Annotated in this window: 20 protein-coding genes; 14 read left to right on the top strand and 6 right to left on the bottom strand. The window is 70.3% G+C overall.

All coding sequences use genetic code 11. The annotated features are described in order from the left end of the window. The 5 genes from ACOOE8_RS15985 (at position 1) to ACOOE8_RS15965 (ending at position 5,489) form a co-directional block, all read left to right on the top strand. Complete coding sequence (locus ACOOE8_RS15985) at positions 1–945, top strand: alpha-E domain-containing protein (protein ID WP_420392411.1); 945 nt, start codon at positions 1–3, stop codon at positions 943–945. A gap of 45 nt (positions 946–990) precedes the next feature. Continuing rightward, entirely contained in the window at positions 991–1,860 is an 870-nt protein-coding gene (locus ACOOE8_RS15980) for a transglutaminase family protein (RefSeq protein WP_420392410.1), read from the top strand. Between the two features lie 12 nt (positions 1,861–1,872). Continuing rightward, positions 1,873–2,610 (top strand): peptidase, encoded by a 738-nt coding sequence (locus ACOOE8_RS15975; RefSeq protein WP_420392409.1) that lies wholly within the window; start codon positions 1,873–1,875, stop codon positions 2,608–2,610. Between the two features lie 103 nt (positions 2,611–2,713). Beyond that, complete coding sequence (locus ACOOE8_RS15970) at positions 2,714–3,883, top strand: GGDEF domain-containing protein (RefSeq protein WP_420392408.1); 1,170 nt, start codon at positions 2,714–2,716, stop codon at positions 3,881–3,883. A 169-nt stretch (positions 3,884–4,052) separates the two neighbouring features. Then, positions 4,053–5,489 (top strand): homospermidine synthase, encoded by a 1,437-nt coding sequence (locus ACOOE8_RS15965; protein ID WP_420392407.1) that lies wholly within the window; start codon positions 4,053–4,055, stop codon positions 5,487–5,489. A 947-nt stretch (positions 5,490–6,436) separates the two neighbouring features. Here ACOOE8_RS15965 and ACOOE8_RS15960 read toward each other — a convergent pair. After that, positions 6,437–6,883: a GatB/YqeY domain-containing protein gene (locus ACOOE8_RS15960; RefSeq protein WP_420392406.1), complete on the bottom strand. Its 447-nt coding sequence runs from the start codon at positions 6,881–6,883 to the stop codon at positions 6,437–6,439. A gap of 361 nt (positions 6,884–7,244) precedes the next feature. On the opposite strand from ACOOE8_RS15960, the gene carA reads away from it, so the two are divergent. Next, positions 7,245–8,441 (top strand): glutamine-hydrolyzing carbamoyl-phosphate synthase small subunit, encoded by a 1,197-nt coding sequence (carA, locus tag ACOOE8_RS15955; RefSeq protein ID WP_420392405.1) that lies wholly within the window; start codon positions 7,245–7,247, stop codon positions 8,439–8,441. Then, complete coding sequence (locus ACOOE8_RS15950) at positions 8,438–8,971, top strand: GNAT family N-acetyltransferase (protein ID WP_420392404.1); 534 nt, start codon at positions 8,438–8,440, stop codon at positions 8,969–8,971. Before carA ends, ACOOE8_RS15950 begins: the two co-directional genes overlap by 4 nt. A gap of 36 nt (positions 8,972–9,007) precedes the next feature. Here the strand turns inward: ACOOE8_RS15950 and ACOOE8_RS15945 are convergent, their stop codons facing one another. Together ACOOE8_RS15945 and ACOOE8_RS15940 are read right to left on the bottom strand one after the other, a co-directional pair. After that, positions 9,008–9,934 (bottom strand): neutral zinc metallopeptidase, encoded by a 927-nt coding sequence (locus ACOOE8_RS15945; protein WP_420392403.1) that lies wholly within the window; start codon positions 9,932–9,934, stop codon positions 9,008–9,010. A 51-nt stretch (positions 9,935–9,985) separates the two neighbouring features. Further along, positions 9,986–10,123 (bottom strand): hypothetical protein, encoded by a 138-nt coding sequence (locus tag ACOOE8_RS15940; RefSeq protein WP_420392402.1) that lies wholly within the window; start codon positions 10,121–10,123, stop codon positions 9,986–9,988. Between ACOOE8_RS15940 and ACOOE8_RS15935 the strand changes: the two genes are divergently transcribed. The 5 genes from ACOOE8_RS15935 to ettA all read left to right on the top strand — a co-directional run bounded on the left by ACOOE8_RS15935 (position 10,122) and on the right by ettA (position 16,639). After that, positions 10,122–10,340, top strand: coding sequence for a hypothetical protein (locus ACOOE8_RS15935; protein ID WP_420392401.1), 219 nt, complete (start codon positions 10,122–10,124; stop codon positions 10,338–10,340). The two genes, ACOOE8_RS15940 and ACOOE8_RS15935, sit on opposite strands and share 2 nt — an antisense overlap. Further along, a complete protein-coding gene (locus ACOOE8_RS15930) occupies positions 10,330–10,608 on the top strand; it encodes a helix-turn-helix domain-containing protein (protein ID WP_420392400.1) in 279 nt (92 codons plus the stop codon). The genes ACOOE8_RS15935 and ACOOE8_RS15930 overlap by 11 nt, the downstream gene beginning before the upstream one ends. 114 nt (positions 10,609–10,722) lie before the next feature. Beyond that, positions 10,723–14,046, top strand: coding sequence for a carbamoyl-phosphate synthase large subunit (gene carB / locus ACOOE8_RS15925; protein ID WP_420392399.1), 3,324 nt, complete (start codon positions 10,723–10,725; stop codon positions 14,044–14,046). Positions 14,047–14,223: 177 nt separating this feature from the next. Further along, a complete protein-coding gene (gene greA / locus ACOOE8_RS15920; protein ID WP_420392398.1) occupies positions 14,224–14,697 on the top strand; it encodes a transcription elongation factor GreA in 474 nt (157 codons plus the stop codon). A 289-nt stretch (positions 14,698–14,986) separates the two neighbouring features. Then, on the top strand, positions 14,987–16,639 hold the full coding sequence (gene ettA / locus ACOOE8_RS15915; protein ID WP_420392397.1) for an energy-dependent translational throttle protein EttA: 1,653 nt from the start codon (positions 14,987–14,989) through the stop codon (positions 16,637–16,639). Positions 16,640–18,155: 1,516 nt separating this feature from the next. Here the strand turns inward: ettA and ACOOE8_RS15910 are convergent. From ACOOE8_RS15910 to ACOOE8_RS15900, 3 genes are all read right to left on the bottom strand, one after another. Further along, complete coding sequence (locus tag ACOOE8_RS15910) at positions 18,156–18,842, bottom strand: SDR family NAD(P)-dependent oxidoreductase (RefSeq protein ID WP_420392396.1); 687 nt, start codon at positions 18,840–18,842, stop codon at positions 18,156–18,158. Between the two features lie 86 nt (positions 18,843–18,928). Next, positions 18,929–20,086, bottom strand: coding sequence for a mandelate racemase/muconate lactonizing enzyme family protein (locus ACOOE8_RS15905; protein WP_420392395.1), 1,158 nt, complete (start codon positions 20,084–20,086; stop codon positions 18,929–18,931). Between the two features lie 50 nt (positions 20,087–20,136). Beyond that, positions 20,137–21,714 (bottom strand): M10 family metallopeptidase, encoded by a 1,578-nt coding sequence (locus ACOOE8_RS15900; RefSeq protein ID WP_420392394.1) that lies wholly within the window; start codon positions 21,712–21,714, stop codon positions 20,137–20,139. A 239-nt stretch (positions 21,715–21,953) separates the two neighbouring features. On the opposite strand from ACOOE8_RS15900, the gene dnaG reads away from it, so the two are divergent. Continuing rightward, entirely contained in the window at positions 21,954–23,861 is a 1,908-nt protein-coding gene (gene dnaG / locus ACOOE8_RS15895; RefSeq protein ID WP_420392393.1) for a DNA primase, read from the top strand. Positions 23,862–24,048: 187 nt separating this feature from the next. Continuing rightward, positions 24,049–26,094 carry an RNA polymerase sigma factor RpoD gene (gene rpoD / locus ACOOE8_RS15890; protein WP_420392392.1) on the top strand — a complete coding sequence of 682 codons (2,046 nt, stop codon included), beginning with the start codon at positions 24,049–24,051 and terminating at the stop codon, positions 26,092–26,094. The last annotated feature ends 67 nt before the right edge of the window (positions 26,095–26,161 follow it).

Raw genomic sequence — 26,161 nt, 5'->3', positions numbered from 1 at the left:
ATGCTCCTGTCCCGCGTCGCCAACGACCTCTACTGGCTCGCCCGCTACACCGAGCGCGCCGAGAACACCGCACGCATCCTCGACGTCGCCTCGCGCCTCTCCTCGCTCCCGTCGACCTACGCCGGCTCCATGAACGAGTGGGAGTCGGCGGTCATCGCCACCGGCGGCGAGGCGTTGTTCCGCGAGCGCTACGACGAGGCGTCCCGACGCAACGTCATCCGCTTCATGGGCTTCGACGCCAACAACCCGTCCTCGATCTTCTTCTGCCTCGACGTGGCGCGCCGCTCCGCGCGCGCCGTGCGCACCGCGATCACCCGCGAGATGTGGGAGGCGATCAACGACGCATGGCTCGAGCTGAGGCGCTACAACGCGGACGCCATGTCGCCGCGCCAGCTCAGTGAGTTCCTCGAGTTCGTGAAGGCCGCGTGCCTGAAGTTCGACGGCTCGGCCTTCCGCACGATGCTGCGCACGGACGCCCACGCCTTCTTCCGCCTCGGCACGTACGTGGAACGGGGCGACGCGACGGCCCGGATCCTTGACGTGAAGTACCACGTGCTGCTGCCGGAGAGCGACCCCGTCGGCGGGGGGCTCGACTACTTCCAATGGTCGTCGATCCTGCGCGGTGCCTCCGCGCTCACCGCATACCAGTGGGTGTTCCGCGACGCGCTGCGGCCGTGGCGCGTCGCGGAGCTCCTGACGCTGCGCCGCGAGCTGCCGCGATCCATCGCCAACTGCTCCAAGTTCACCCTCGACTTCCTCGACGACCTCGCCAACGACTACGGCCGCCAGGGCCCCGCCCAGCGCGCCGGTCGCGCCTACCACGCGAGGCTCGCCAACTCATCGGTCGACACGATGTACCGGGAGGGGCTGCACGAGTTCCTGCAACGGGCGATCCGCGAGAACAACGCCTTGGCGGAGGCCATCGAGGCGCAGTACCTGCGTTGACCGGAACCGGCCTGTCGGGTCGGTTCATCGCCTTGAAGGGACCTCATGCGCATCACCGTCAGCCACGAGACGACCTACACCTACGAGGTTGCCCCGGCCTCGGTGATCGAGCTCCTGCGCCTCACGCCGCGCTCCACCGCGAACCAGACCGTGCGCTCCTGGCGGATCGACGTCACCGGCGATGCGACGCTGCGCCGGGCGGAGGACGCGTTCGGCAACATCGTCCACACCTTCTACGCGCATGACCCTGGCGAGCGGCTGCGCGTGACGGCGGTCGGCACGGTGGACACCGAGCCGACGAGCGGCGTCGCCGCCGGTGCGCCGGAGCCACAACCCCTCGGCGTTTGGCGCCGACAGACCCCCCTCACGAAGGCGGACGCCTCGCTGGTGGCGCTCGCCGGCGCTGCGCGCGCCAGCGTCGGCGAGGCGGCCCTCGACCGCGCGCACGCGCTCAACCGGCTCGTCCACGAGCGCATCGCCTACGAGCGGGGAAGCACCACCGCCGCGACGCCGGCGACCGCAGCGCTCGCCGCTGGCCGCGGTGTGTGCCAGGACCTCACCCACGTCCTCATCGCCGCGGCGCGGGCTGACGGTCTGCCGGCGCGCTACGTGTCGGGTTACCAGTACGTCGAGGGTCAGCCGCGCACCCACCACGAGAGCCACGCATGGGCCGAGGTGCACGTGGACGGCCTCGGCTGGGTGTCCCTCGACCCCACGTTCGGGGCGAGCGCCACCGATGCCTACGTTCGCGTCGCGGTGGGCCTCGACACGTTGAGCGCCTCGCCGGTGCGCGGTGCGACCTACGGCGGTGCGGGCGAGGCCTTGTCGGTCGCTGTCACAGTGGACCGTGCGGTCTCCCAGAGCCGTCAGGTGCAGGACGGCAGGTCCCAGTCACAATCCCAGTCGCAAGGGTGAGCGGAGCGGCAGATGACCTACTGCGTCGGGCTGCTGCTTGATGCCGGCCTCGTGATGGTCGGCGACACGCGCACCAACGCCGGCGTCGACAACATCGCGACCTTCCGCAAGCTGCAGGTGTTCGAGGCGCGGGGCGAGCGTGTGATCGCCGTGGCGACCGCCGGCAACCTCGCCGTGACGCAGGCCGTGGTGAACCACATGCTGGAGGGTCTGCCCTCGGCCGACGGCGACCTTCGGACCCTGTTCACCGTCGGCTCGATGTTCGAGCTTGCGCAGTTCGCCGGCGAAGCGGTGCGGACCGTGCGCGAGCGCGACGGCGAGGCCCTGAAGGAGGACGGCGGCGGGTTCGAGTGCACGCTGCTCCTCGGCGGGCAGATCGGCACGCGGCGGCTGCGCCTGTTCATGGTGTACCGTGCCGGCAACTTCCTCGAAGCGACCGAGGACACGCCGTTCCTGCAGATCGGCGAGCACAAGTATGGCAAGCCGATCATCGACCGCGCGATCGACTTCCACACGCCGCTGCCGCAGGCGCTGAAGATCGCCCTCATCTCCATGGACAGCACCATCCGCTCCAACCTTGCAGTCGGGCTGCCGGTGGACGCGATGGTGCTGCCGCGCGACCGGCTCGCCACAAGCGTCAACACGCGCATCACCGAGGCCGACGGCTACTTCGCCCACGTGCGCGATGCCTGGTCGAGCGCGCTGCGCGAGGCCCACCGCTCCATCCCCGACCCTCCCTACGGATCCTGAGCGCGCTGCAAAGCCGGTCCAGCCCCGCACCAGCCGCACGTCTTAGCCTGCTGGCGACAGTGCTTTGGGGACGGCCCATCGTGGTCACGTAGGGAGAGGTTTGATGACGGCGGCGTTCCATCAGCTGCTTTTGTCGGCGAGCTTACTGGTCGCCTTCGCCTTCGTGCTGGGCATCGTGTTCGACGTTCTTGCGAACCACCACGCCCGTCAGGCGGCCGTCGGGGCGGTTTGCGCCGCCTTCCTGGCGCTCGTCATGGCAATGCCCACCTACGCCGACGGCTTCGTCATCGACGGTCGCGGCGTCCTCATCGTCGTTGGCAGCCTGTTCGGCGGGCCGGTCGGCACCGCGGTCATGCTGCCGGTCCCGCTCATCATGCGCGCGGCGGAGGGCGGGCCCGCCGTCCTCATGGGGACGTCCGGCATCGTGCTGTGCGCGTTGGTGGGGCTCAGCGTCCACCTCCTGTGGCGCCGAGCGAACGCTCCCATCGCACGGCGGGCGGTGCTTGCGGCGGCCGTCGCGTCACCGCTGTGCCTCCTCGGCTTCCTCGCCCCTGCGCTGGGCGAGGTGAGGAACCGGCAGAACGTCGTTGTCCCACTTCTGATCTGGCTCCCCTTCGGCACGCTCCTGTGCGGCTTCGCCGTCAGCAACGAGGCGGTCCGCTCGTCCGCGAACCGTCGCAACCAGGCACTGCGAGTGTTCGAGGACCTCACCGGAACCGTGCCGCACATCGTGTTCCAGAACCAGCTCGAGCATCACTGGCGCATGCACGAGCGCTACGGACACGAGTACGCCTACCTGCTCGTCGCCATCGACGATGCAGCGGCGGTGCGCAAGTCCATCGGGGAGGCGGCTTGGGAGCGGCTGCGCGCCGAGGTGGCGACGCACATCAGCCGCGCCACCCGCGAGTGCGACCTGTGCACCGCGATCGACTTCGACCGCTTCGGCGTGCTCTTGCCGCATGCGAGCCTGCCCTTCGCCCTTCCGGTCGCCAGGCGTGTGCAGGAGGCGGTGCACGGCGCCTGCGGCACGGCCGAGGCCGGCGGCATCACCGTCTCCATCGGGTGCGCCGAGGTGGACGGCACCCTGGGTCCGCACGACGTCGAGGCCGCAGCCGAGGGCGAGCTGTTCCTCGCGATGACCCGCGACGCGCACGGCGTCATCGGACCCTGGCTCGACTTCTCCGGTCCGAGCCGCACCTTCCCCGGCGCGCTGCCGGTCCTCGACGAAGGGACGGCCGCGCCGACGAGTTCGTCTTCGTCCGCCGCCGCCTGACGGCCCAAGAGAAGGCACGTCAGGGGCGGCGCCCGCCAGCCTTGGCGTTGAGGCCGACTGCGGGACGGTTGCCCGCGTGTGCGCCCCCCTCCGCTGCGCCACCGCCGCGCCTCCGTAGCGGGACACCGGTCGCCATGGTACGCCCGGGCGGCACCGGGGAGACGTACGAATGAGCGACTGGCCGCGCCACGGCACCATCACCGGACCGATCGTCGTGATCGGCTTCGGCTCCATCGGCCGCGGCACGCTGCCGCTCATCGAGCGGCACTTCGACTACGATGCCTCGCGCATGGTAGTCATCGACCCGTCGGACGTCGACCGGGCACTGCTCGACGAGCGCGGCATCCGCTTCCTCCACGAGGCGGTCACCCGGGAGAACCATCGGGACCTGCTGTCGCCTCTGCTCACCGAGGGGGACGGTCAGGGCTTCTGCGTGAACCTGTCGGTGGACACGTCCTCGCTCGATATTCTGCGGCTGACGCGCGAGCTTGGTGTGCTCTACATCGACACCGTGGTCGAGCCCTGGCCGGGCTTCTACTTTGACCGGGAGTCGCCGGCGCACACGCGCACCAACTACCACCTGCGCGAAACCGTGCGTGCCGAGAAGCGCGCGAGGCCGGGCGGTGCCACGGCGGTCTCCTGTTGCGGCGCGAACCCAGGGATGGTGTCCTGGTTCGTCAAGCAAGCGCTCCTCGACCTCGCCAAGGACGCCGGTCAGGATGTTGCTCCGCCTCCGGACCGGGAGGGGTGGGCCAAGCTCATGCAGGAGCTCGGCGTCACCGGCATCCACATCGCCGAGCGCGACACCCAGCGCGCGAGGCACCCCAAGCCGATGGACGCGTTCTGGAACACGTGGTCGGTGGAGGGCTTCATCTCTGAGGGCCTGCAGCCCGCCGAGCTCGGCTGGGGCACGCACGAGCGCTGGCAGCCTGGCAACCTTCGCGCGCAACCTGAGGGGTCGGGCTGCCGGGCCGCGCGCTTCCTGCTGCAGCCTGGCGCCGACACGCGTGTGCGCAGCTGGTGCCCGACGCCGGGGCCGCAGTACGGCTTCCTGGTGACGCACAACGAAAGCGTGTCCATCGCCGACTACTACACCGTCGGGGAGGGGCTCGACCCGGAGTACCGGCCGACCTGCCACTACGCCTACCATCCGGCGAACGACGCGGTCCTGTCGCTGCACGAGATGTTCGGCCAGGCCGGCGAGGTGCAGTCCGTCCTCCACGTGCTCCACGAGGACGAGATCGAGGACGGCATCGACGAGCTCGGCGTGCTTCTTTATGGCCACGTGAAGAACGCGTACTGGTACGGCTCGCAACTCTCCATCGAGGAGACGCGGCGCATCGCGCCATACCAGAACGCCACGGGCCTTCAGGTCACGTCCGCCGTCCTCGCCGGCATGGTTTGGGCGCTGGAGAACCCGGAGGCTGGCATCGTCGAAGCGGACGAGATGGACCACACGAGGTGCCTCGAGGTGCAGTCGCCCTACCTCGGCCCGGTGCACGGCTACTACACGGACTGGACGCCGCTCACCGGTCGCCCCGGCCTCTTCCCTGAGGACATCGACCCCGCCGACCCCTGGCAGTTCCGCAACGTCCTCGTGCGCTGACGCCGCCGCCGTGCGCGCGATCCTGAGGCCGGGCGTCCCAAGGCCGGCGCACCGGTCGTCCTCCGTCCCCGTCCAACCTGTTGGCGGGAGCGACGTCCCAGCCCACGAGGTCCCGCCGCCCGTGGCAGGACGGTAGGATGCACGAACGACGTCGTAGGCCCGCTTGCGGTCACGCCTCAGGCGGCGTCCGTTCGCCGGCCGCGCGACGGGGTGTCGCGCCGATGGTCCGCTTCCTCGGTTCTTCACACGGTGGTCCTGGACACGATCAGCACGACCACCGGATGACGAGTGCGACGGCGACGGCGGACGCGCAGCTCGAAGACAGCCGGTCGCAGCGCGCGGGCGACGCGGCACCAATCGTTGGGGTGCGAGATGGCGAGCTCGATGCGGTTGCGTGGCGATCGACGCGCTCGTCACCGCAACAGCGCGCTCGGCACAGATGCGCGAGGCGCCAGGCGCCAGCTCGAGGACCGCGTGGCCATCCGTCGAGCTTGCGTCGGCGGGCCGCTGGGTCCGGCGAGCGTCAACGGACCTCGCGCCGTCCTCAAGGCCGTACGCGTCGAAGCGCCAATGGCTGCACATCGCGAAGGCCGTACGCGTCGAAGCGCCAATGGCTGCACATCGTACGGCGGCGCGGCCGGTGCGGTGGCGTGGCGATCGAGGCGCTCGTCACCCCAACAGCGCGCTCGGCACAACTGCGCGAGGCGCCAGGCGCCAGCTCGAGGACGGCATGGCCATTCGTCGACCCTGCGTCGGCGGGCCGCTGGGTCCGGCGCGCCTCAACGGACCTCGCGCGGTCCTCGAGGCCGTACGCGTGGAAGCGCCAACGGCGGCCTCATCGTACGGCGGCGCGGCCTGTGCGGTGGCGCTTGATGTCGAGGGACCGTCGGGCTGGGCGGATGGGCGGGGTCACCACGGACGCTGAGGAGCCCCGCAACGCGCCGAGGTCAGCGCAGCATGCCCTTGACGAGGTTGCTGGCGCGCCCGACGTCGATCTGGTCCGGGTAGCGCTTCTTCAGCGTGCTGATCGTGCGCCCGACATCGCGCAGCCCCGCGGCGCCGACGTCACGCACGGCCTGCGCACAGGCGCTGTGCAACGCCACGTCGTCCATCAACGGCGGCATGAACTCGCGGATCGTCTCGATCTCGGTGGCCGCCTCGCGGACCGCCTGCGGATCGTGCTCGTCCGCGATCTGCTCCTCACGCTGCTTGATCATCCTGGTGAGGAGCGCGGCGATCTCACCGTGCGTGATCTTCTCGCCATGCCCCACGCAGTGCGCCTGGTCGCGATCGCGAATGGCGGTCTGCATGAGGCGCAGCGTACACAAGCGACGTCGCTCGTCGTGCTCGCTGGCTTCGCGGATCGCGGCTTGCAGCTGTTCTCGGACGTTCATGATGACACCCTGCTGACACGGACACGCGCGGCGTGGCGCTTAACACCGTCGTTCCCTATCGCCAACTCCCCTCGAACGGCTCGGCCACGGATCGCGTCCCGCTGACGAATGCATGACTGCCAGACCGTGCTGTCGTCTGGCTTACATAGATGGTTAAGGGGTGGCAAAGCGCCAAGGATCGTCCGGCGAGCGCGTCGAGGGATCGTCCGACGAGGGCGTCGAGCCGCCCACGGCGCCCAGCGGTTCCGCGATGCAGGCGCTCGGCGGGCCTTGGTTGGGCGGGGTGTTCAGGCGCCGGGCGGCCCGCTAAATCGGGTCGGCAGTGGACGGCGCCACGCCGAGGCGCGATGGAGGAACGAGGATGACGGGCGAGGCGCTGGGCTGGGACGACCCGACGCCCACGGCGTGCCTGGCGCTCGCGGACGGCCTCGTGCTGTTCGGGTCCGGGGCCGGTGCGACGGGGGTGACGGTGGGGGAGCTGTGCTTCAACACCGCGATGACCGGGTACCAGGAGATCCTGACCGACCCGTCCTACGCGGGGCAGATCGTCACCTTCACGTTTCCTCACATCGGCAACGTCGGCGCCAACGAGGACGACGTCGAGACCGTGGCGCGGGAGGCCGCCGTGGCGGCGCGCGGCTGCGTCCTTCGCGCGTCGATCACGCAGCCGCAGAGCTGGCGGGCCCACGAGGGGTTCGACGCCTGGCTGCTGCGCCGCGGCATCGTGGGCATCACCGGCATCGACACGCGTGCGCTCACCGCCCGCATCCGCGAGGACGGGATGGTCAACGCCGCGCTGTCGCACGACCCGCGCGGCGCCTTCGACGTGGACGATCTCCTCACTCTCGCGCGCGAGGCCCCGCCGATGTCGGGGGCCGAGCTCGCGACCCTCGTCTCGGGTCGCGCCCCCGCACCCTGGTCGGGCGGTGCGTGGTCCTGGGGCCGCGGCTTCGATGGCGCGCTCGGTGCTGCCGGGCCGCACATCGTCGCGCTCGACTACGGCATCAAGGGCAACATCCTGCGCCTGCTCGCCTCGCGCGGGGCGCGCATCACGGTGTTGCCGGCGACGGCCAGCCCGCAGGAGGTGCTGGCGACCGAGCCGGACGGCCTGTTCCTGTCCAACGGCCCTGGCGACCCTGAGGCGACGAGCGCGGTCGTCGGCGACACGCTTCGCGCGCTGCTCGACCGGCGACTGCCGACGTTCGGCATCTGCCTCGGCCATCAGCTTCTGGGGCACGCGATCGGGGCGCGTACGGCCAAGATGCGTCAGGGGCACCACGGCGCGAACCACCCGGTCCTCGACGTCGACACCGGCGCGGTGTCCATCGTGTCCATGAACCACGGCTTCATGGTGGACGCCTCGACCCTGCCGGCGAACGCGCGCGAGACGCACCGTTCGCTGTTCGATGGTTCGAACTGCGGGCTCGCCCTCACCGACCGGCCGGCGTTCTCGGTGCAGTACCACCCCGAGGCGTCGCCCGGGCCGCACGACAGCCACGCGCTGTTCGACCGGTTCCTCGAGATGATCGCGCACGCGGAGCCGACGGCCGCACGTTGAGCATCGAGCGAAGCCCCGAGGCCCCTGCGACGCACCTCGCCGTTGAGGACTTCGGGACCGCTGACGTGCCGGCGGTGCTGGCGCTCAACACCGCCGCGGTGCCGGCGGTCAACGCGCTCGACGAGGCCGCGCTGCTGACGCTCGCGGCGATGGGAAGGCTTCGCGTGGCCCGCACGGACCGCGTCCCGGTGGCCGGCGCGCTCCTCACGCTCCTGCCCGGCCGCCCCTACGACAGCCTGAACTACCGCTGGTTCGAGGCACGCTTCGAGCGCTTCCTCTACGTCGACCGCGTCGTTGTGTCTCCGCGGGCTCGGGGCCAGGGCATCGGCCGCGCGCTCTACGAGGACGCGCTGCGCCGTGCCGAGGAGGACGCGCTGTGCCGGATCTGCGCGGAGGTCAACGTCGATCCGCCCAACCCGACATCCATGGCGTTCCACGCGGCGCTCGGCTTCCGCGTCCTCACCGAGCGGCACAACGAGGCGCACGGCAAGCGCGTCGCGATGCTCGAGCGTCCCCTCAGCCCTGAATGAACGGCATCCGCTGAGCGCTGCGGACGAGGAGCTGCGTCAGCGCGCCTCGAAGGTGTCGCAGGCGCCAGGATCGCCGGAGCGGTAGCCGACGGTGAACCAGCGCGCCCGCTCTGCGGCGGTGCCGTGGTTGAAGCTCTCCGGCACCACCGTGCCCTGGGTCCGCCGTTGCATGACGTCGTCGCCCACGGCCGACGCCGCGCCCAGCGCCTCATCGATGTCGCCCTCCTCGAGGAGGCCGATGCGGTCCGCCGAGTGAGCCCACACGCCGGCGTAGCAGTCCGCCTGCAGCTCAACCCGCACCGAGACGGCGTTGGCCTCGCGCTCGGACAGGCCCTGCCGTGCCTGCTGGTAGCGCCCCAGCACCCCGGTGAGGTTCTGCACGTGGTGGCCGACCTCGTGCGCAACGACGTAGGCCTGGGCAAAGTCGCCAGGAGCATTCAGCCGTTGGGCGAGGAGGTCGAAGAAGGACAGGTCGACGTACACCTGCCGGTCGGCCGGGCAATAGAACGGCCCAGCAGCGGCGGTGCCGAAGCCACAGTCGGAGTTGACCGCCCCCGAGTAGAGCACCAAGCGCGGCGGCTCGTAGGTCGAGCCGCTGTCGCGGAAGATCCTGCCCCAGGTGTCCTCGGTCTCGGCAAGCACCACCGACAGGAACTGGCTGCGCTCGTCGTCGGCGGCGACCTGCTCCGGGCTGCGCGGCGCCTGCGTGACGACGGCACCATCCTGCCTTGCCAGCATGTCGAGGAGCTGGATCGGGTTGATTCCGGCGAAGATCCACAGCCCAAGCGCAACGAGGATGACGAGGACGATGGAGCCGCCACCGGCCCGGCGCAGCCCCCCCGAGCTGCCGCCGCGAGGGATGCGCACCCGCCCCCCGCGCGGCAGCCCGCGCCTGCCGGAGATCGGGCCGCGCCCGCGGCGGTCCACGACGTTGTCGCTCTGGCGGCGGCCTTCCCAGCGCATGGCGCGTCCTCTCGCTCAAGATCCCGGACGGACTTTAGCGCGGACGCTGCGTCAATGCTCCCCGTGCCTGCGCTGGGACGCGAGCGGCTTGCGCGGGCGTGCTTGGCGCGGCAGCACCCGCTCGAACCAGCGCCGACGCACGCGTGGCGCGCGGATGAGGGCTTGGCCGAGGAGGAGGTGATTGAGCATGTTACGACCCTTCGATGTTGTCGGTTGCTGTTCCGCCGACGCCCTGGAGGACGGCGGGTTGGCAACGGCGCTGAAACGGCTGGCGTTCGATGCCGATCCTCGCTACCTCTCCCGCAACCAGTGCGCCTCCACCCGTAACGTACGCACCTTGTGCGCTTTTTCAACCGGTGTTCGGCGCATTTTGTGCGTGTTTTCCGTGAGCGACGATGACGCCTGACCAGTTCCGCGCCTGGCGCAAAGCGAACAAGTGGAAGCAGAAGGAGCTCGCCGAGCGGCTTGGCCTCAAGCGGCGCATGATCCAGTACTACGAGCGCGGCGATCGGGACGGAAAGTCGGTGGAGATCCCGAAGACGGTCCGCCTCGCCTGCTACGCCATCGCCTGCGGGGTCGAGGAGTTCGACGGGCGCACCGTCGAATGGTCGTCGACCAACGAGCCGAGTGCGGCGGCGGGTGGTTCAGCCGAGGACGACGGCGAGGACGACTGACGCGACGGGGGAAGCCGCGAGCATACCGCAAACCACCTCGCGTTTGTCGCCGACCTCCCCTATAGGGTCGGCATCCCCTCCCTCCCCGGTCCCACTGCGACTTCTCGCTCCCCCATGCCCAGACGCACCGACCTCACGACGATCCTCATCATCGGCGCAGGGCCGATCATCATCGGCCAGGCGTGCGAGTTCGACTACTCCGGCACGCAGGCCGTGAAGGCGCTGAAGGAGGAGGGCTACCGCGTCGTCCTCGTCAACTCGAACCCGGCGACGATCATGACCGACCCGGAGCTCGCGGACGCCACCTACGTGGAGCCGATCACGCCGGCCATGGTCGAGAAGATCATCGCCGCCGAGCGGCCCGACGCGCTCCTGCCGACGATGGGCGGGCAGACCGCGCTCAACTGCGCCCTGGCGCTTTATGACGACGGCACGCTGGAGCGCTACGGCGTGGAGATGATCGGCGCGAACGCGGACGCGATCCGCACCGCGGAGAACCGCGAGCGCTTCAAGGTGGCGATGACCGAGATCGGCCTCGAGTCGCCGCGCTCGCAGATCGCGCACACCCTGCCAGAGGCCCTCGACGCCCTCGAGGCCATCGGACTGCCGGCGATCATCCGCCCCTCCTTCACCCTCGCCGGCACGGGGGGCGGCATCGCCTACAACCGCGCCGAGTTCCTCGACATCGTCGAGCGTGGCCTCGATGCCTCGCCGACCACCGAGGTGCTCATCGAGGAGTCGGTGCTTGGCTGGAAGGAGTTCGAGATGGAGGTGGTCCGCGACCGCGCGGACAACGCCATCATCGTCTGCGCCATCGAGAACGTCGATCCCATGGGCGTGCACACCGGCGACTCGATCACCGTGGCGCCGACGCTGACGCTGACCGACAAGGAGTACCAGCGCATGCGCTCGGCCTCCATCGCGTGCCTGCGCAAGATCGGCGTCGAGACCGGCGGCTCCAACGTGCAGTTCGCCATCGACCCCGCCGACGGACGCATGGTCGTCATCGAGATGAACCCGCGCGTGTCGCGCTCGTCGGCGCTGGCCTCGAAGGCCACCGGCTTCCCCATCGCGCGCGTCGCGGCCAAGCTCGCGGTCGGCTACACCCTCGACGAGATCCGCAACGAGATCACGAAGGGGACGATGCCGGCCTCCTTCGAGCCGACCATCGATTACGTGGTCGTCAAGATGCCGCGCTTTACGTTCGAAAAGTTCGAGGGCGCCGACACCACGCTCACCACCTCCATGCGCTCCGTCGGCGAGGTCATGGCCATCGGCCGCACCTTCAAGGAGGCGATGCAGAAGGCCCTGCGCGGGCTAGAGACCGGCCTGTCCGGCTTCGACGACATGGAGATCGAGGGCCTCGTCCCCGGCGAGGAGAACCAGGCGATACGCGCCGCGATCGGCGTCCCACGGCCAGACCGCCTCCTCAAGGTCGCCGAAGCCATGCGGCGCGGCTTCACCGTCGATCAGGTCTACGAGCAAAGCCGCATCGATCGCTGGTTCCTCGAGGAGATCGCCGAGATCGTCGCCCTGGAGGACAAGGTGCGGGCGCTCGGCCTGCCGCCCACCGCGGCGATGACGCGGCGGCTCAAGGCGGCCGGCTTCTCCGACCAGCGGCTCGCCACGCTGGCCGGCCTCACGGACGAGGAGGTGCGCGCCCATCGCGCGCGGCTCGGCGTCCGCCCGGTCTACAAGCGCATCGACACCTGCGCCGCCGAGTTCGCCGCGCCGACCGCCTACATGTACTCGACCTACGAGGCCGACTTCGCCGGCGCGCCGCAGAGCGAGGCCGCGCCCTCGACGCGCAACAAGGTGGTGATCCTCGGCGGCGGGCCGAACCGCATCGGCCAGGGCATCGAGTTCGACTACTGCTGCTGCCACGCCTGCTACGCGCTGTCGGAGGCGGGGGTGGAGACCGTGATGGTCAACTGCAACCCGGAGACGGTGTCGACCGACTTCGACACCTCCGATCGGCTCTACTTCGAGCCGTTGTCGCTGGAGGACGTCCTCGAGGTCCTCGCCGTCGAGCGGTCGTCGGGCCGGCTGATGGGCGTCATCGTGCAGTTCGGCGGGCAGACGCCGCTCGGCCTCGCCCAGGGCCTCGTCGACGCCGGCTACCCCATCCTCGGCACGAGCGTCGACGCCATCGACCTCGCCGAGGATCGCGACCGCTTCCAGAAGCTCCTACGCCGCCTGCGCCTCAAGCAGCCCGAGAACGGCATCGCCTACTCGGTGGAGCAGGCCCGCATCATCGCCTCAGAGGTGGGGATGCCCCTCGTCGTGCGCCCATCCTACGTGCTGGGCGGCCGTGCCATGCAGGTGATCCGCGACGAGGAGCAGCTCGACCGCTACCTGTTCGGCGCGCTGTCCCACCTGATCCCCGGCCCAGTGCGGGCCAAGTACCCGAACGACAAGACCGGGCAGATCAACATGCTGCTCGGCAAGAACCCGCTGCTGTTCGACCGCTACCTCGATCGCGCGGTGGAGGTGGACGTCGACGCGCTGTCGGACGGCGAGGAGGTGTTCGTGTGCGGCGTCATGGAGCACATCGAGGAGGCCGGCATCCACTCGGGCGACTCGGCCTGCTCGCTGCCCCCCCGCACGCTGCCGGAGGCGATCGTCGAGCAGCTCCGTGCCCAGACGGCCGCGCTCGCCCTCTCGCTCGGCGTCGTCGGGCTGATGAACGTCCAGTTCGCGGTGCGCGGCGGCACGATCTTCATCCTGGAGGTCAACCCGCGCGCCTCGCGCACCGTGCCGTTCGTCGCCAAAACCATCGGACTGCCCATCGCCAAGATCGCCGCCCGCGTGATGGCCGGCGAGCGGCTCTCCTCCTTCGACCTCGCGTCCCCCACACTTTCCCACGTCGCCGTCAAGGAGGCCGTGTTCCCGTTCTCCCGCTTCACCGAGGTCGACACGGTTCTTGGCCCTGAGATGAAGTCGACGGGCGAGGTGATGGGGATCGACAGGACGTTCGCCCTTGCCTTCGTGAAGAGCCAGCTCGCCGCCGGCAACGCCCTTCCTGCCAAGGGCACCGTGTTCGTCTCCGTGCGCGACGGCGACAAGGCGGCGATCCGCGGCGCTGCCACGCAGCTCACCGAGGCCGGCTTCACCCTCGTCGCGACGTCCGGCACCCAGCGCGACCTTGAGGCGAACGGCATCGCCTGCGAGCGCATCAACAAGGTCTCGGAGGGACGGCCGCACATCGTGGACGCCATCAAGAACGGCTCGGTTCAGCTCGTGCTGAACACCGCCGAGGGGCCGCAGTCCCTGTCCGATTCCCGTTCCATGCGCCGCGCCGCGCTGACGCAGCGGGTGCCGTACTACACGACGCTCGCCGGAGCGCTCGCCGCCGCGCAGGGCATCGTCCTGCAGGGGAGCGCCGAGCTGAGCGTCACGCCGCTCCAGGCCTACACCAGAGCCCCTGCACGCTCCTGAGCGGGGCGACCGCACCGGCGTTCCTGGCGGACCGTGCGCTTGTGGCGCGCGCTGGGCGATCCTACCTCTGACGATCGTCGGCGGCCCACCGTCAGCGCTTGCTTTTTCGCCGGACTCTGGTGGACACTATCACACTTCGCTCGCGAAGAGCGGCGTCATAAGAAAGTTCGAACGGCAATGGAAAAGATCCCGATGACGGCGCAGGGGTATGCGTCGCTGGAAGGCGAGCTGAAGCGCCGCACGTCCGAGGAGCGCCCCAAGATCATCCAGGCGATCTCGGAGGCCCGCGCGCACGGGGACCTCTCGGAGAACGCCGAATACCATGCGGCCAAGGAGGCGCAGTCGCACAACGAGGGGCGCATCGCAGAGCTCGAGGACATGCTGTCGCGTGCCGAGGTCATCGACCTTAAGAAGCTGTCGGGCGACACTGTGAAGTTCGGCGCCCACGTCACCCTCGTCGACGAGGACACCGAGCAGGAGCGTCGCTACCAGATCGTGGGCGACGTGGAGGCGGACGTGAAGGCCGGTCGGGTGTCCATCTCCTCGCCCATCGCCCGCGCTCTGATCGGCAAGGGCGTCGGCGACACCGTGGAGGTGTCCGCCCCCGGCGGGGCCCGCGCCTATGAGATCACCGAGCTGCGCTGGAGCTGACGTTGCCGGTGGGACCCCGTCGCAGTTGGTCGGACCCCACGCCGGGCCCGGCTGACGTCGCCGCTTGGTGAACGCAAACGGTAAGGCCGTGAGCGAGAGTTAGCCTTGGCCAACGGGCCGAGGCTTCTCCGGTGGCCCTGCTGGGCTGGGCGCGTGCGCGCATCAGGCCACTGACCACCCCTCGTCCATGTCGCGTCCCCGCTTGCCAAACGCAGGCGGCTTTGCCACGTGTTGCCGCGCGCTCGGCCAAGCCGGCGCACACCCCCTCCACACTTGACGGACGAGGCCGATGGCGCGGCAGTTCATCTATCACATGCAGGGCCTGTCCAAGACCTACGGATCCAAGAAGGTCCTCGACAACATCCACCTGCAGTTCTACCCGGACGCAAAGATCGGCGTGCTCGGCCCCAACGGCTCGGGCAAGTCGACGCTGCTCAAGATCATGGCCGGCGTCGACAAGGAGTGGAACGGCGAGGCCTGGGTCGCTGAGGGCGCCAAGGTCGGTTACCTGCCCCAGGAGCCGCAGCTCGACGAGGGCAAGACCGTCCGCGAGAACGTCATGGAGGGCGTCGCCGCGAAGCAGGCGAAGCTCGAGCGCTACAACGAGCTCGCCATGGAGTACTCGGACGAGACCGCCGACGAGATGGCGCGGCTGCAGGACGAGATCGACAGCCAGAACCTTTGGGACCTCGACAGCCAGATCGACCAGGCGATGGACGCGCTGCGTTGCCCGCCGGACGACTCCGGCGTGGAGAACCTGTCGGGCGGCGAGCGCCGCCGCGTCGCGCTGTGCAAGCTCCTGTTGTCGCAGCCGGACCTCATCCTGCTCGACGAGCCCACCAACCACCTCGACGCCGAGACCGTCGCGTGGCTCGAGAACCACCTGCGGGTCTACCCGGGCGCGATCCTCATCGTCACACACGACCGCTACTTCCTCGACAACGTGACGGGCTGGATCCTGGAGCTCGATCGCGGCCGCGGTATCCCCTACGAGGGCAACTACACCGCCTACCTCGAGAAGAAGGCCAAGCGGCTGCTGCAGGAGAAGCGGGAAGGCTCCGCCGAGCAGCGCGCGCTGGAGCGCGAGCGGGAGTGGATCCAGTCGAGCCCCAAGGCGCGTCAGACGAAGTCGAAGGCGCGCATCCAGGCCTACGACGAGCTCCTGAAGCGCAACGAGGAGCGCACGCGCTCGTCGGACGCACAGATCATCATCCCGTCAGGCCCGCGCCTCGGCGGCACCGTGATCGACGTCGAGCGCCTCAGGAAGGGTTACGGCAACCGCGTCCTCATCGACGAGCTCTCCTTCGCCCTCCCCCCTGGCGGCATCGTCGGGATCATCGGCCCCAACGGCGCGGGCAAGACGACGCTGTTCCGCATGATCACCGGGCAGGAGGAGCCCGACGCCGGCACGGTGCGGGTCGGCGACACCGTCGTGCTCGGATACGTCGACCAGTCCCGCGACAGCTTGGACGGCAAGAAGTCCGTCTGGGAGGAGATCTCGGGGGGCAACGACGTCATCGAGCTCGGCAAGCGGGAGATGCAGTCGCGCGCCTACGTCGGCGCGTTCAACTTCAAGGGCGGTGACCAGCAGCAGAAGGTCGGCAACCTGTCGGGTGGGCAGCGCAACCGCGTGCACCTCGCCAAGATGCTGAAGTCGGGGGCGAACGTCCTTCTGCTCGACGAGCCCACGAACGACCTCGACACCGAGACGCTGTCGGCGCTGGAGGACGCGCTCGAGGACTTCGCGGGCTGCGCGGTCGTCATCAGCCACGACCGCTTCTTCCTCGACCGCCTCGCGACGCACATCCTCGCCTTCGAGGGCGACAGCCACGTGGAGTGGTTCGAGGGCAACTTCGCGGACTACGAGGAGGACAAGAAGCGCCGCCTCGGCCCCGACGCCATCGTCCCCCGCCGCGTCAAGTACAAGCGCCTCACGCGCTGACGGGGGCAGCTCGCGGAAGACGCCGGTCGAGCTCCTGGCCCTGGAGGCGGATGACGGCGAGCCGCTGGCGTTCGTACTCTCCGGGGACGGACCTCGCTTCCCCCGCAACGAACACCGGAATGCGCTGATCGCCGCCGGCCTTTCGACCCCGGCGACCTTAGAGCGGTCCGACGCTGAGCGGCTCCGATCGGTCGACAGCAGGACGTCCATCCTCCCACAGGCGCCGGTGCCCTCAGGCGCCGGTGCCCACCGGCGTCGTGCTCCAAGGCTCGCTGCCCCGCGGCGGCGCGATCGCGATCATGCTGAGCAGCGCTACGGAACCCTCGTCCGTGACCGTCGATGGCGCTGCGGCTGCGGGACAGGTGGAAGGCCGACGACGGATCGGCCCCGCGGCGAGCCAACCACCAATCGCGATGGGCGCATCAGCGCTCGCCCGTCAGCGGCGCAGCACCGCCGCGGGGAGGAGCTGCTCGGGGCCGGCGGGCCGGTGCACACACCTCCTTGTCGCGCGGGCGTGCGCCGAACCACGGGCGGTCGCCCTCGGTGCGGACGATGTCGTCGTCCACGCAGCGCTCTGCGACCAACTTTCGAGTTGGCGCAGCCGGTGCTTGAGGTGTCGGCCCAACGATCGGCGTCGGGCCACGGTCCGCCATGCCGAACGCCTCGATGGGGTTGGGTCGGAGAGGTAGAGCTTGCGGTGCCAGGGCAGCTGGGTCTTCCGAGACGCGGATCAGATGCTCCGGCTCTTTGGTCGAGAGCGATCTTCTTGGGGTTGACCGGTGGCGCAAAAGCGGCGTTCGGACCGCCGCTTCGCCGAACTCGCCGAGGCGCACGCCGGGGACCTTAAGTTCGTCGACGGCTCGTCGGTGCGCGTCCCATCAGCATGGCGCCAACGGCAAAGGCAGCCGACGACGCCTCGATGGGACGCTCGCGCGGCGGCCGGCCCCCAAGATCCAGGCCCTCGTCGAGGCCGAGGGCCGCCCTGCCGCGCCGGCGCTGACGCAAGGACGGGCGCACGACGGACCCTCGGCGGTCGACCTCGTTGCAGACGTCGGGCCCGATCGGATCCCTGTCGCCGACCGCGCCGACGTCCGCGACGCCCTGCGCGACCCTGCGCGAGGCGATCGCCGGCCGTGGCGGATGGGCCATGCCTCGGACGTCGCGGCACGGACGTCCTTGCCAGCCCAGCCGACGACGTCGCCGAGCTCGTAGGCCCGAGGGTGCGGAACTTGAACGGGCGCTGCGTCACGTCGTCGTCGAGGGCATGGGTGAAGACCAGGGCCCAGCGGGTGCCCCCGCCGTGCCGGGGCGCCGACGCGACGAAGGTGCCGGCGAGCGTGGCAACGGCGTGGCGCTCGGTCTCGGACGTCGACGAGCGCACCGCCGCAGGGAAGAGTGCCGCAAGAACAGCGGCGCTGCGTCCGCCTCGACGCAGCACGTCGTGGGATCGAGGAGGCGTGTCACGGTCCTTCGATTGGAGAGCATTTGCCTTCGTTCCGACGACTGCGTTGGGGCGTCAGAAGCGTTCGACGTAGGGGCGGACCTCCACCTCCCAGGTCCAGGCGCTGCGGGGCTGGTCGAGGAGGGCAAGGCACGTGGTGGCGATCGCCTCGGGGTCGAGCCTGTCCTGGTCCCCAGTCCCGGCACCGGGCGGCAGGATCGCACCGTCGATGACAACGTGCAGCACGTGGACGCCCTTGGGCTGAAGCTCGCGGGCCATGGACTGGGCGAGGCCGCGCAGCGCAAACTTGCCCATGGCGAACGCTGCGGACAACGGCACTCCCTTCATCGACGCCGTCGCCCCGGTGAGGAGGATGCTCCCCTCGCCGGCCTCCACCATGCGCCGCGCCGCCTCCTGCGCCACCAAGAAGCCGCCGTAGGCGGTGACGCGGAGGGCGCGTTCCACCTCGGCAGGGTCGATCTCGACGAACGGCCCGCGCACCCGCGCCGACGGGTTGTACATGACGAAGCTCGGCGTCCCGAGGTCACGCTCCACCTCGGCGAACAGCGTCCGCGTCGCTGCTGCGTCGCCGGCGTCGAGGCGGTAGGCGTGGCCGCCGAGCTCCTCAGCAAGGGCAGCGTCCGCCCGCCGGGAGGCGAGCGCCACGCGCCAGCCGCGCGCTAGGAGCTGCCGGGCAATCGCCCCGGAGAAGCCTGGCCCTGCACCGACGATGAGCGCGACGTTGGGAGATGGTTCGACCATCGGAAGCTCCTAGTTGCCATGGCACGCAACTTGGCCCTGCAGCGCTCCGCAGGCAAGGTGTCCGAGGCGCGCGGCTCGCCGATCCATCAAACGAGGGCGTAGCGGCGGAGCACCTCCGGATCGGGCGTCACCCCGTGGCCAGGGCGGTCGGGAACGTCGACGTGGCCGTGTCTTGCCACCCCCTCGACGATGGCGAGCGGCTCCTGCGCGAGCTCGGTGAGGAAGGCGTTGTGCGTCGTGTCGTACTCCAGCATGGGCTCGTCGGGGTGCAAGCCGCCGGGCACCGGGGGCATCGCCGCGAGGAGCTGGAGGTTGACCGCCACTGCGAGCGCGGAGCCCCAGACGTGATTGATCACCGGCGTCAGGTGCGCGTGGGCGAGCGCCAGCACCTTCGCATACTCGGTGATGCCGCCGAGCGCGCACACCTCGGGCTGCGCGATGGACAGGCAGCGTCCCTCGAGCAGCCGGCGCCAGCCCCACCGCGTGCACTCGGTCTCCCCACCGGCGATGTTGACGGCGAGCCGCGCGCGCAGCTCGCGGTAACCCTCAAGGTCCTCCGGCACCACGGGCTCCTCGAACCAGTGGACGCCGAGGCGCTCCAGCGCATGGCCCACGGCGAAGGCGTCGGCGGTGTGGTAGGCGTGGTTGGCGTCCACCATCAGCCGCGTGCTGTCGCGTAGGGCGTGCCGGACCGCCTCGACCAGGCGGACGTCCTCGGCGACACCCCGCCCAACCTTCATCTTCACGGCGCGGAAGCCCGCCGCCTCGAGCGCCGCCGCCTCCTCGGCGAAGGCACCGGCGAGGTCCGGCAACTCGCGCAGCATCATCCCGTACCCGTAGACCGGGACGCGATCGCGGAATCGGCCGCCGAGGAGACGCGACAGGGACATCCCTGCAGCCTTGCCGGCGATGTCCCAGAGCGCGATGTCGATGCCCGACAGCGCTTCGAGCGGCATGCCGCCGCGGCCATGGTCGCGCAGGCCGTTGTAGACCTCGTGCCATAGGACCTCGCGGTCGAGCGGGTCGCGGCCGAGGAGGCGCGGCGCGATCACCTCCTCCACGATGGTCCTGTTCGCCCGTGCCACCGGACCTGCGCCGAAGCACTCGCCCCACCCGGTGGGGCCGTCGTCGGTCGTCACCTCGACGAGGTGTGCGGTCCTGTGGCGGTACATCTGCTGCGAGTAGCCGAGCGGCTCGGGCAGCTCGTAGCCGAGGAGGTGGCTGCGGATCGCGGTGATCTTCACGGGCGTCCCTTCGTGGCGTGCAAGGGTTCCTGCACGATCTGCCTCGGACGCTAGAAGACGTCCACCTCCGAAAGCTCGGCGATGGCGACGTCGGCGAGGGTCAGCTTGGATCGACCGATGACCATCACGGTGTCGGCCCCGACCTGGGCCGCGGAGCGCAGCGCCGCGCCGGGGTCGGTGACGTCGAGCTTGTCCTCGCCGGGCGTGAAGTCGGTGATGGTGTCGCCCGCACCCCTGCCGAAGACGACGAACGTGTCAGCACCGGCGCCGCCGGTGAGGGTGTCGACCCCGCGGCCGCCGACGATCCTGTCCGCGCCGTCGCCCCCGAACAGGGAGTCGGAGCCGCCGCCGCCCATCAGCCGGTCGTCGCCGGCGCCGCCGATGATCGTGTCCCGGCCGCGCCCGCCGTTCAGCGTGTCGGCCGTCACGCCGTCGTCCGTCAGGAGGTCGGCCCCACGTCCGCCGGAGAGGAGGTCGACGCCGTCGCCGCCCTCGAGCACGTCGTCGCCGCGATCGCCGACGATCGTGTCTCGCCCGTCGCCGCCGAACAGCTCGTCGTCACTCGCGCCGCCGCGCAGCCAGTCGTTGCCGTCACCGCCGAACAGGGTGTCCGCGCCCTCCCCTCCGACGAGCCGGTCCGCGCCGGCGCCACCGTCGAGCACGTCGTCGCCGGCGCCACCGTCGAGGCGGTTGCGCACGGCGCTGCCGGTGATGGTGTCGTCGCCGCTGCCGCCGCGCGCATTCTCGATCGCGGAGCGCCAGTTGCCGTCGACGAGGTGCGCGTTGTGGACGCTGCCGCTCGCGTAGACCGGAGCCTCCCCGGACGAGAGCGTCTGCGCGCGGTTGAGGTGGGGCTCCTGGCCGGTCGTCGACCAGCGCCCCGGCGTGAGGTCGATGACGAGCCCGTTGGTGTACTGGGAAAAGTCGTAGGTGTCGTTGCCGCCGCCGTCCCAGACGGCTCGCAGCATGACCCGCTGCGCAGGGTCGAACGTGTACACGTCGTCGCCGCGGTCGGAGTAGTTCGCCCCGTAGAGGGACTGGAGCGCGGCGATGTCGAGCGTCATGAAGGTCTCCGAATGGCCGCTCGTCTCGACGCCGAGGCCGATGTCGCCACCGCCGTGGGAGCGGCTGCTCATCACCGACCACTCCGCCCCGTCGTGCGCCGAGCCGAGTTGCCCGCCGTCGCCGTGCTCATGCGGGTGCTTGAGGCCGAGCGCGTGACCGATCTCGTGCATCAGCGTGCGGTAGCCGAGCCGCCCCAGCACAACGTCGCCAGCCCGGTTCGTCCCGAGCCAGACGTCGCCCGCCTCGGGAGCCTCACCGGGGAAGAACGCGTAGCCCCCGAGCGGCATCGTGCTGGCTGCGTAGGCGAGGGTGTCGGCGACGTGCACGACGACGTCCGACTTCGACGCGGCGGTTCGTGTGACCTCGAGGTTGGTGAAGCGCGCCACCTCCGCGAACACCCGGGCGACGGCCTCGGCGAACCCCGGCGGGGGCGCGACGACATGCGTGCCCGCGTAGTGCCCGCCCCCGACGGTGCTGGCGAGCGCGTAGGACACCGCGCCGGACCATGCCGAACCCTCGAGAAGGGCTGAGGCATCGCTCGCGTGATGGGTCGCGTAGGCCAAGTTCGACTCTCCGGGGACACGAGGTTCACGGGGCGCGCCTGCGCCTCGCACGTTGCAGACCGACCGGGCCGTGGCGCCGACCGACGTGCCAAGAACGCGTGAGGGCGCGCCTCACGTTCCTCGGCGGACCGCACGGAACGCTGCGGGCGCCGTGCTTTCTGGGATGCGCAAGCTGGGGGTTGCGGGCATGGGTGGGCCGCGCCCGTCCGGCAAGGTCGCATGGCGTGCTAACAACCCCCATGCGCTTCACACAGGACTTCCTGACCGACCTCCGCGATCGCGTCCCGCTGTCGTCGATCGTGGGGCGCGTGGTGACCTTCGACCGGCGCAAGTCGCAACCGGCGCGGGGCGACCATTGGGCGTGCTGCCCGTTCCACCAGGAGCGGACGCCGTCCTTCCACGTGGACGACCGTCGCGGGTTCTATCACTGCTTTGGCTGCCAGCAGTCCGGCGACCACATCAGCTTCCTCACCGACCATGGCGGGCTGGACTTCGTCGACGCGGTGAAGGCGCTGGCGGCGGAGGCGGGCGTGGCGCTGCCCGAGCCGGACGCACCGGTGCCGGAGGCGACCCGCCGGCGCGACGCCGACCGTGCCGCCTTGGAGGCCGCGGCGGCGCACTACGAGGCGACCCTGTGGTCGCCCTCCGGCCGCGCCGCGCGCGACTACGCGACGGGGCGAGGCTTCGGCGCGGAGGTGCTGCGCGCGTTCGGCTTCGGGCTCGCCCCGACGGCGGCTGGTTCGCTCGCGCGCGTTCTCTCGGCCCAGGGGTTCGGCGAGGCCAACCTCGAATGCGCCGGCCTCGCCGTCCGGCGGGACGGGCGCCTGCGCGAGCGCTTCGTCGGTCGCCTCATGGTGCCGATCCACGACGCTCGGGGCCGCCTCGTCGGCTTCGGCGGCCGGTCGCTGGACGGTCGCGACCCGAAGTACCTCAACTCGCCCCAGGGGACGCTGTTCGACAAGTCGAGCGTGTTGTTCAACGCGCACCGCGCCCGCGCACCGGCGCGACGGACCGGCCGGCTCTTCATCGTCGAGGGGTACCTCGACGCGGTCGCGCTCGCGGCGGCCGGCGTTGAGGAGGTGGTGGCAAGCTGCGGCACGGCGCTGACCGAGGCCCAGCTCGCCCTGGCCTGGCAGCTCGCCGACGAGCCGATCCTCACCTTTGACGGCGACCGCGCCGGCCGCGACGCAGCCAAGCGCGTCATCGACCGCGCGCTGCCGCTCCTGTCGGGTGGCCGCTCCGTCCAAGTCCTCCATCTGCCGGACGGGCAGGACCCCGACGACCTCGTGCGGACGGACGGCGCCGCCGGCTTCGAGGCCCTGGTCAAGCGGGCGGTCCCGCTGGTGGACGCCGTGTTCTCCCGCGAGACGGAGCGCGGCGTCGACACCCCCGAGCGGCACGCGGCGCTCGTCGTACGGCTCGACGCGCTCGCTGCGACCATAAGCGACGGTGCCGTCGCGGGGCTCTACCGCACGGCCCTGCGTGACAGGGCGTTCGCGTTGCGCCGCAGCCAGCGCGCCGAGCGGTCGGGCGCATCCCCCGCGCGCGCGCTCGCCCCGCCGTCCCCCATGACGGCGCCGGCGGCGGACCGCGCCCTCCTCGACCTCGAGCGCATCGTCCTCGGCCTCCTCCTCCTGAGGCCGGAGCTCCTAGGGCGATACGGTGAGCGCTTGACGGCGGAACTGTTCTCCAGCGAGGCCAACGCCGGCTTTGCAGCGCTCCTCGTGGAGGCCCATGCTGCCGAGGGGCCTGCGACGGCGGCCGAGCTCATCAAAACGATCCCGGCAAGCGGCGGCATGTGCCTCGCCGAGGTGTGGGGTGATGCGAGCGCCGCCGTCGGCCCCCGCCTCCTGGCGCGCTTCTCCATCCTGGACTGCCGCCCCGACGACGCGTTCCTGGAGCGTTGCCTCGTCCTCTTCCTCGACCGCCTGACGCTGCGCACTGCGCGCGCCGAGCTCATCGGCGAGCCGCGACGGCTCGTCGACCGCGACGCGGACGACGAGCGCCTGCTGCGCCTGTCCGCGGCGTTGCAGGCCCGTGCCGTCGCCCTGCAGGAGGCCGAGCGCGCCCTCGCCGACGAGGCCGCTACGCTGCGTCGCAGGAGAACCTCGGCGGGAACCGACGCGGTGCCCGGGCAATTCCGATGATTGCCCCAGTCCTTGCGCGCGGCCAACGGCGCGTTATCTACCAAACCCGGATGGAACCTACCGGACGTACGGCCGAACCTTGTCGTGGGCACCGGTCGTGCGCGAGCGTGCCCTAGCGCTTGCCGGCCCCGTGCGGTCGCGTTCGCCCGGGGCATGCGTCCGCGAAACAACGCGAGTTGGAGACCCGATGGCGACGAAGGCATCCGCGGCGGAGAACAAGGAAGCGCCGACCGAACCGTCCGACGGTCCGCTCCTCGACCTCAACGACGCTGCGGTCAAGAAGCTCATCAAGACCGCCAAGCGTCGGGGCTACGTCACCCACGACGAGCTGAACGAGGTGCTTCCCTCGGAGGAGGTGACCTCCGAGCAGATCGAAGACACCATGGCGATGCTCAATGACATGGGCATCAACGTCGTCGAGAACTCTGAGGAGGGCGAGGAGGAGGATCCCGGCGACGAAGCCGAGGGCCGAGAGCTCGCCGAGACCGTCGGACCCAAGGCCGTCGCCAAGGCGACCACCCGTGAGCCTGCCGAGCGCACCGACGATCCCGTGCGCATGTACCTGCGTGAGATGGGCTCGGTGGAGCTCCTGTCGCGCGAGGGCGAGATCGCCATCGCGAAGCGCATCGAGGCTGGCCGCAACTTCATGATCGCGGGGCTGTGCGAGAGCCCGCTGACGTTCCAGGCCATCATCATCTGGCGCGACGAGCTCGTCGACGGCAAGGTGCTCCTGCGCGACATCATCGACCTCGAGGCGACATACGCCGACCCCGAGGGGAAGGCGCACCTCGCCGCGGTGAGCGGCGAGCCCGACCCCGCTCGCCCGCCGGTCGACCCAGCGGCCGTGCAGGGGGGCGCAGCCTCGTCCGGCGGGAGCAACGTCATCCCGATGGCCCCGGGCCGTGCCGCGCCGCAGTCCCAGGACGACGAGGCCGAGGACGACGACGAGTTCGAATCGTCCCTGTCGCTCGCTGCCATGGAGGGCGAGCTGAAGCCGAAGGTGCTGGAAACCTTCGAGGCCATCGCCGACACCTACAAAAAGCTGCGCAAGCTTCAGGAGCAGAACGTCGAGGCCCAGCGCGGCGGCGATGCCCAGCTTCTCTCGCCGGCGCAGCAGAAGCGCTACAAGAAGCTGCGCGAGGACATCGTCGCTTCGGTCAAGTCGCTGCTGCTCAACCCGCAGCGCATCGAGAGCCTGGTCGAGCAGCTCTACGACATCAACAAGCGCCTCATGGCCTGCGAGGGCCGCCTCATGCGCATCGCCGACTCCTACGGCGTCGACCGGGCGGCCTTCCTGGCGCACTATCAGGGTCACGAGCTGGACCCGAGCTGGACCGAGCGCATCGCCGCCCTTCCGGGCCGTGGGTGGGGTGAGTTCGCGCGCCACGAGGCGGCGGTGATCGGCGAACTGCGGCAGGAGATCCAGGGGATCGCGGCGCAGGCCGGCCTGGAGATCCCCGAGTTCCGCCTCCTCGTCCAGAAGGTGCAGAAGGGCGAGCGCGAGGCACGGCGCGCCAAGAAGGAGATGGTCGAGGCGAACCTGCGCCTCGTGATCTCGATCGCGAAGAAGTACACGAACCGCGGCCTGCAGTTCCTGGACCTCATCCAGGAGGGCAACATCGGCCTGATGAAGGCGGTGGACAAGTTCGAGTACCGGCGGGGCTACAAGTTCTCGACCTACGCGACGTGGTGGATCCGCCAGGCGATCACCCGCTCCATCGCCGACCAGGCGCGCACCATCCGCATCCCGGTGCACATGATCGAGACGATCAACAAGATCGTCCGCACCAGCCGGCAGATGCTGCACGAGATCGGCCGCGAGCCCACCCCGGAGGAGCTTGCCGAGAAGCTCGCGATGCCCCTCGAGAAGGTGCGCAAGGTCCTCAAAATCGCCAAGGAGCCGATCAGCCTCGAGACCCCCATCGGCGACGAGGAGGACAGCCACCTCGGCGACTTCATCGAGGACAAGAACGCGGTGCTGCCCATCGATGCGGCGATCCAGTCCAACCTGCGCGAGACGACGACGCGGGTGCTCGCCTCGCTGACGCCGCGTGAGGAGCGCGTGCTGCGCATGCGCTTCGGGATCGGCATGAACACCGACCACACGCTGGAGGAGGTGGGTCAGCAGTTCTCGGTGACGCGCGAGCGCATCCGTCAGATCGAGGCGAAGGCGTTGCGCAAGCTCAAGCACCCGTCCCGCTCGCGCAAGCTGCGCTCATTCCTCGACAGCTGACGCTCAGCATCGCGCCGGGCACGCTGCGGCCGCACGGCGTCTTGGCACTGGCCGAGAGGCCGCGTCC

This window comes from Acuticoccus sp., from assembly GCF_965213555.1.
Taxonomy (GTDB): Bacteria; Pseudomonadota; Alphaproteobacteria; order Rhizobiales; family Amorphaceae; genus Acuticoccus.
The sequence above is the reverse complement of the archived record's forward strand: the minus strand, read 5'-3'. Positions and strand labels throughout refer to the sequence as shown.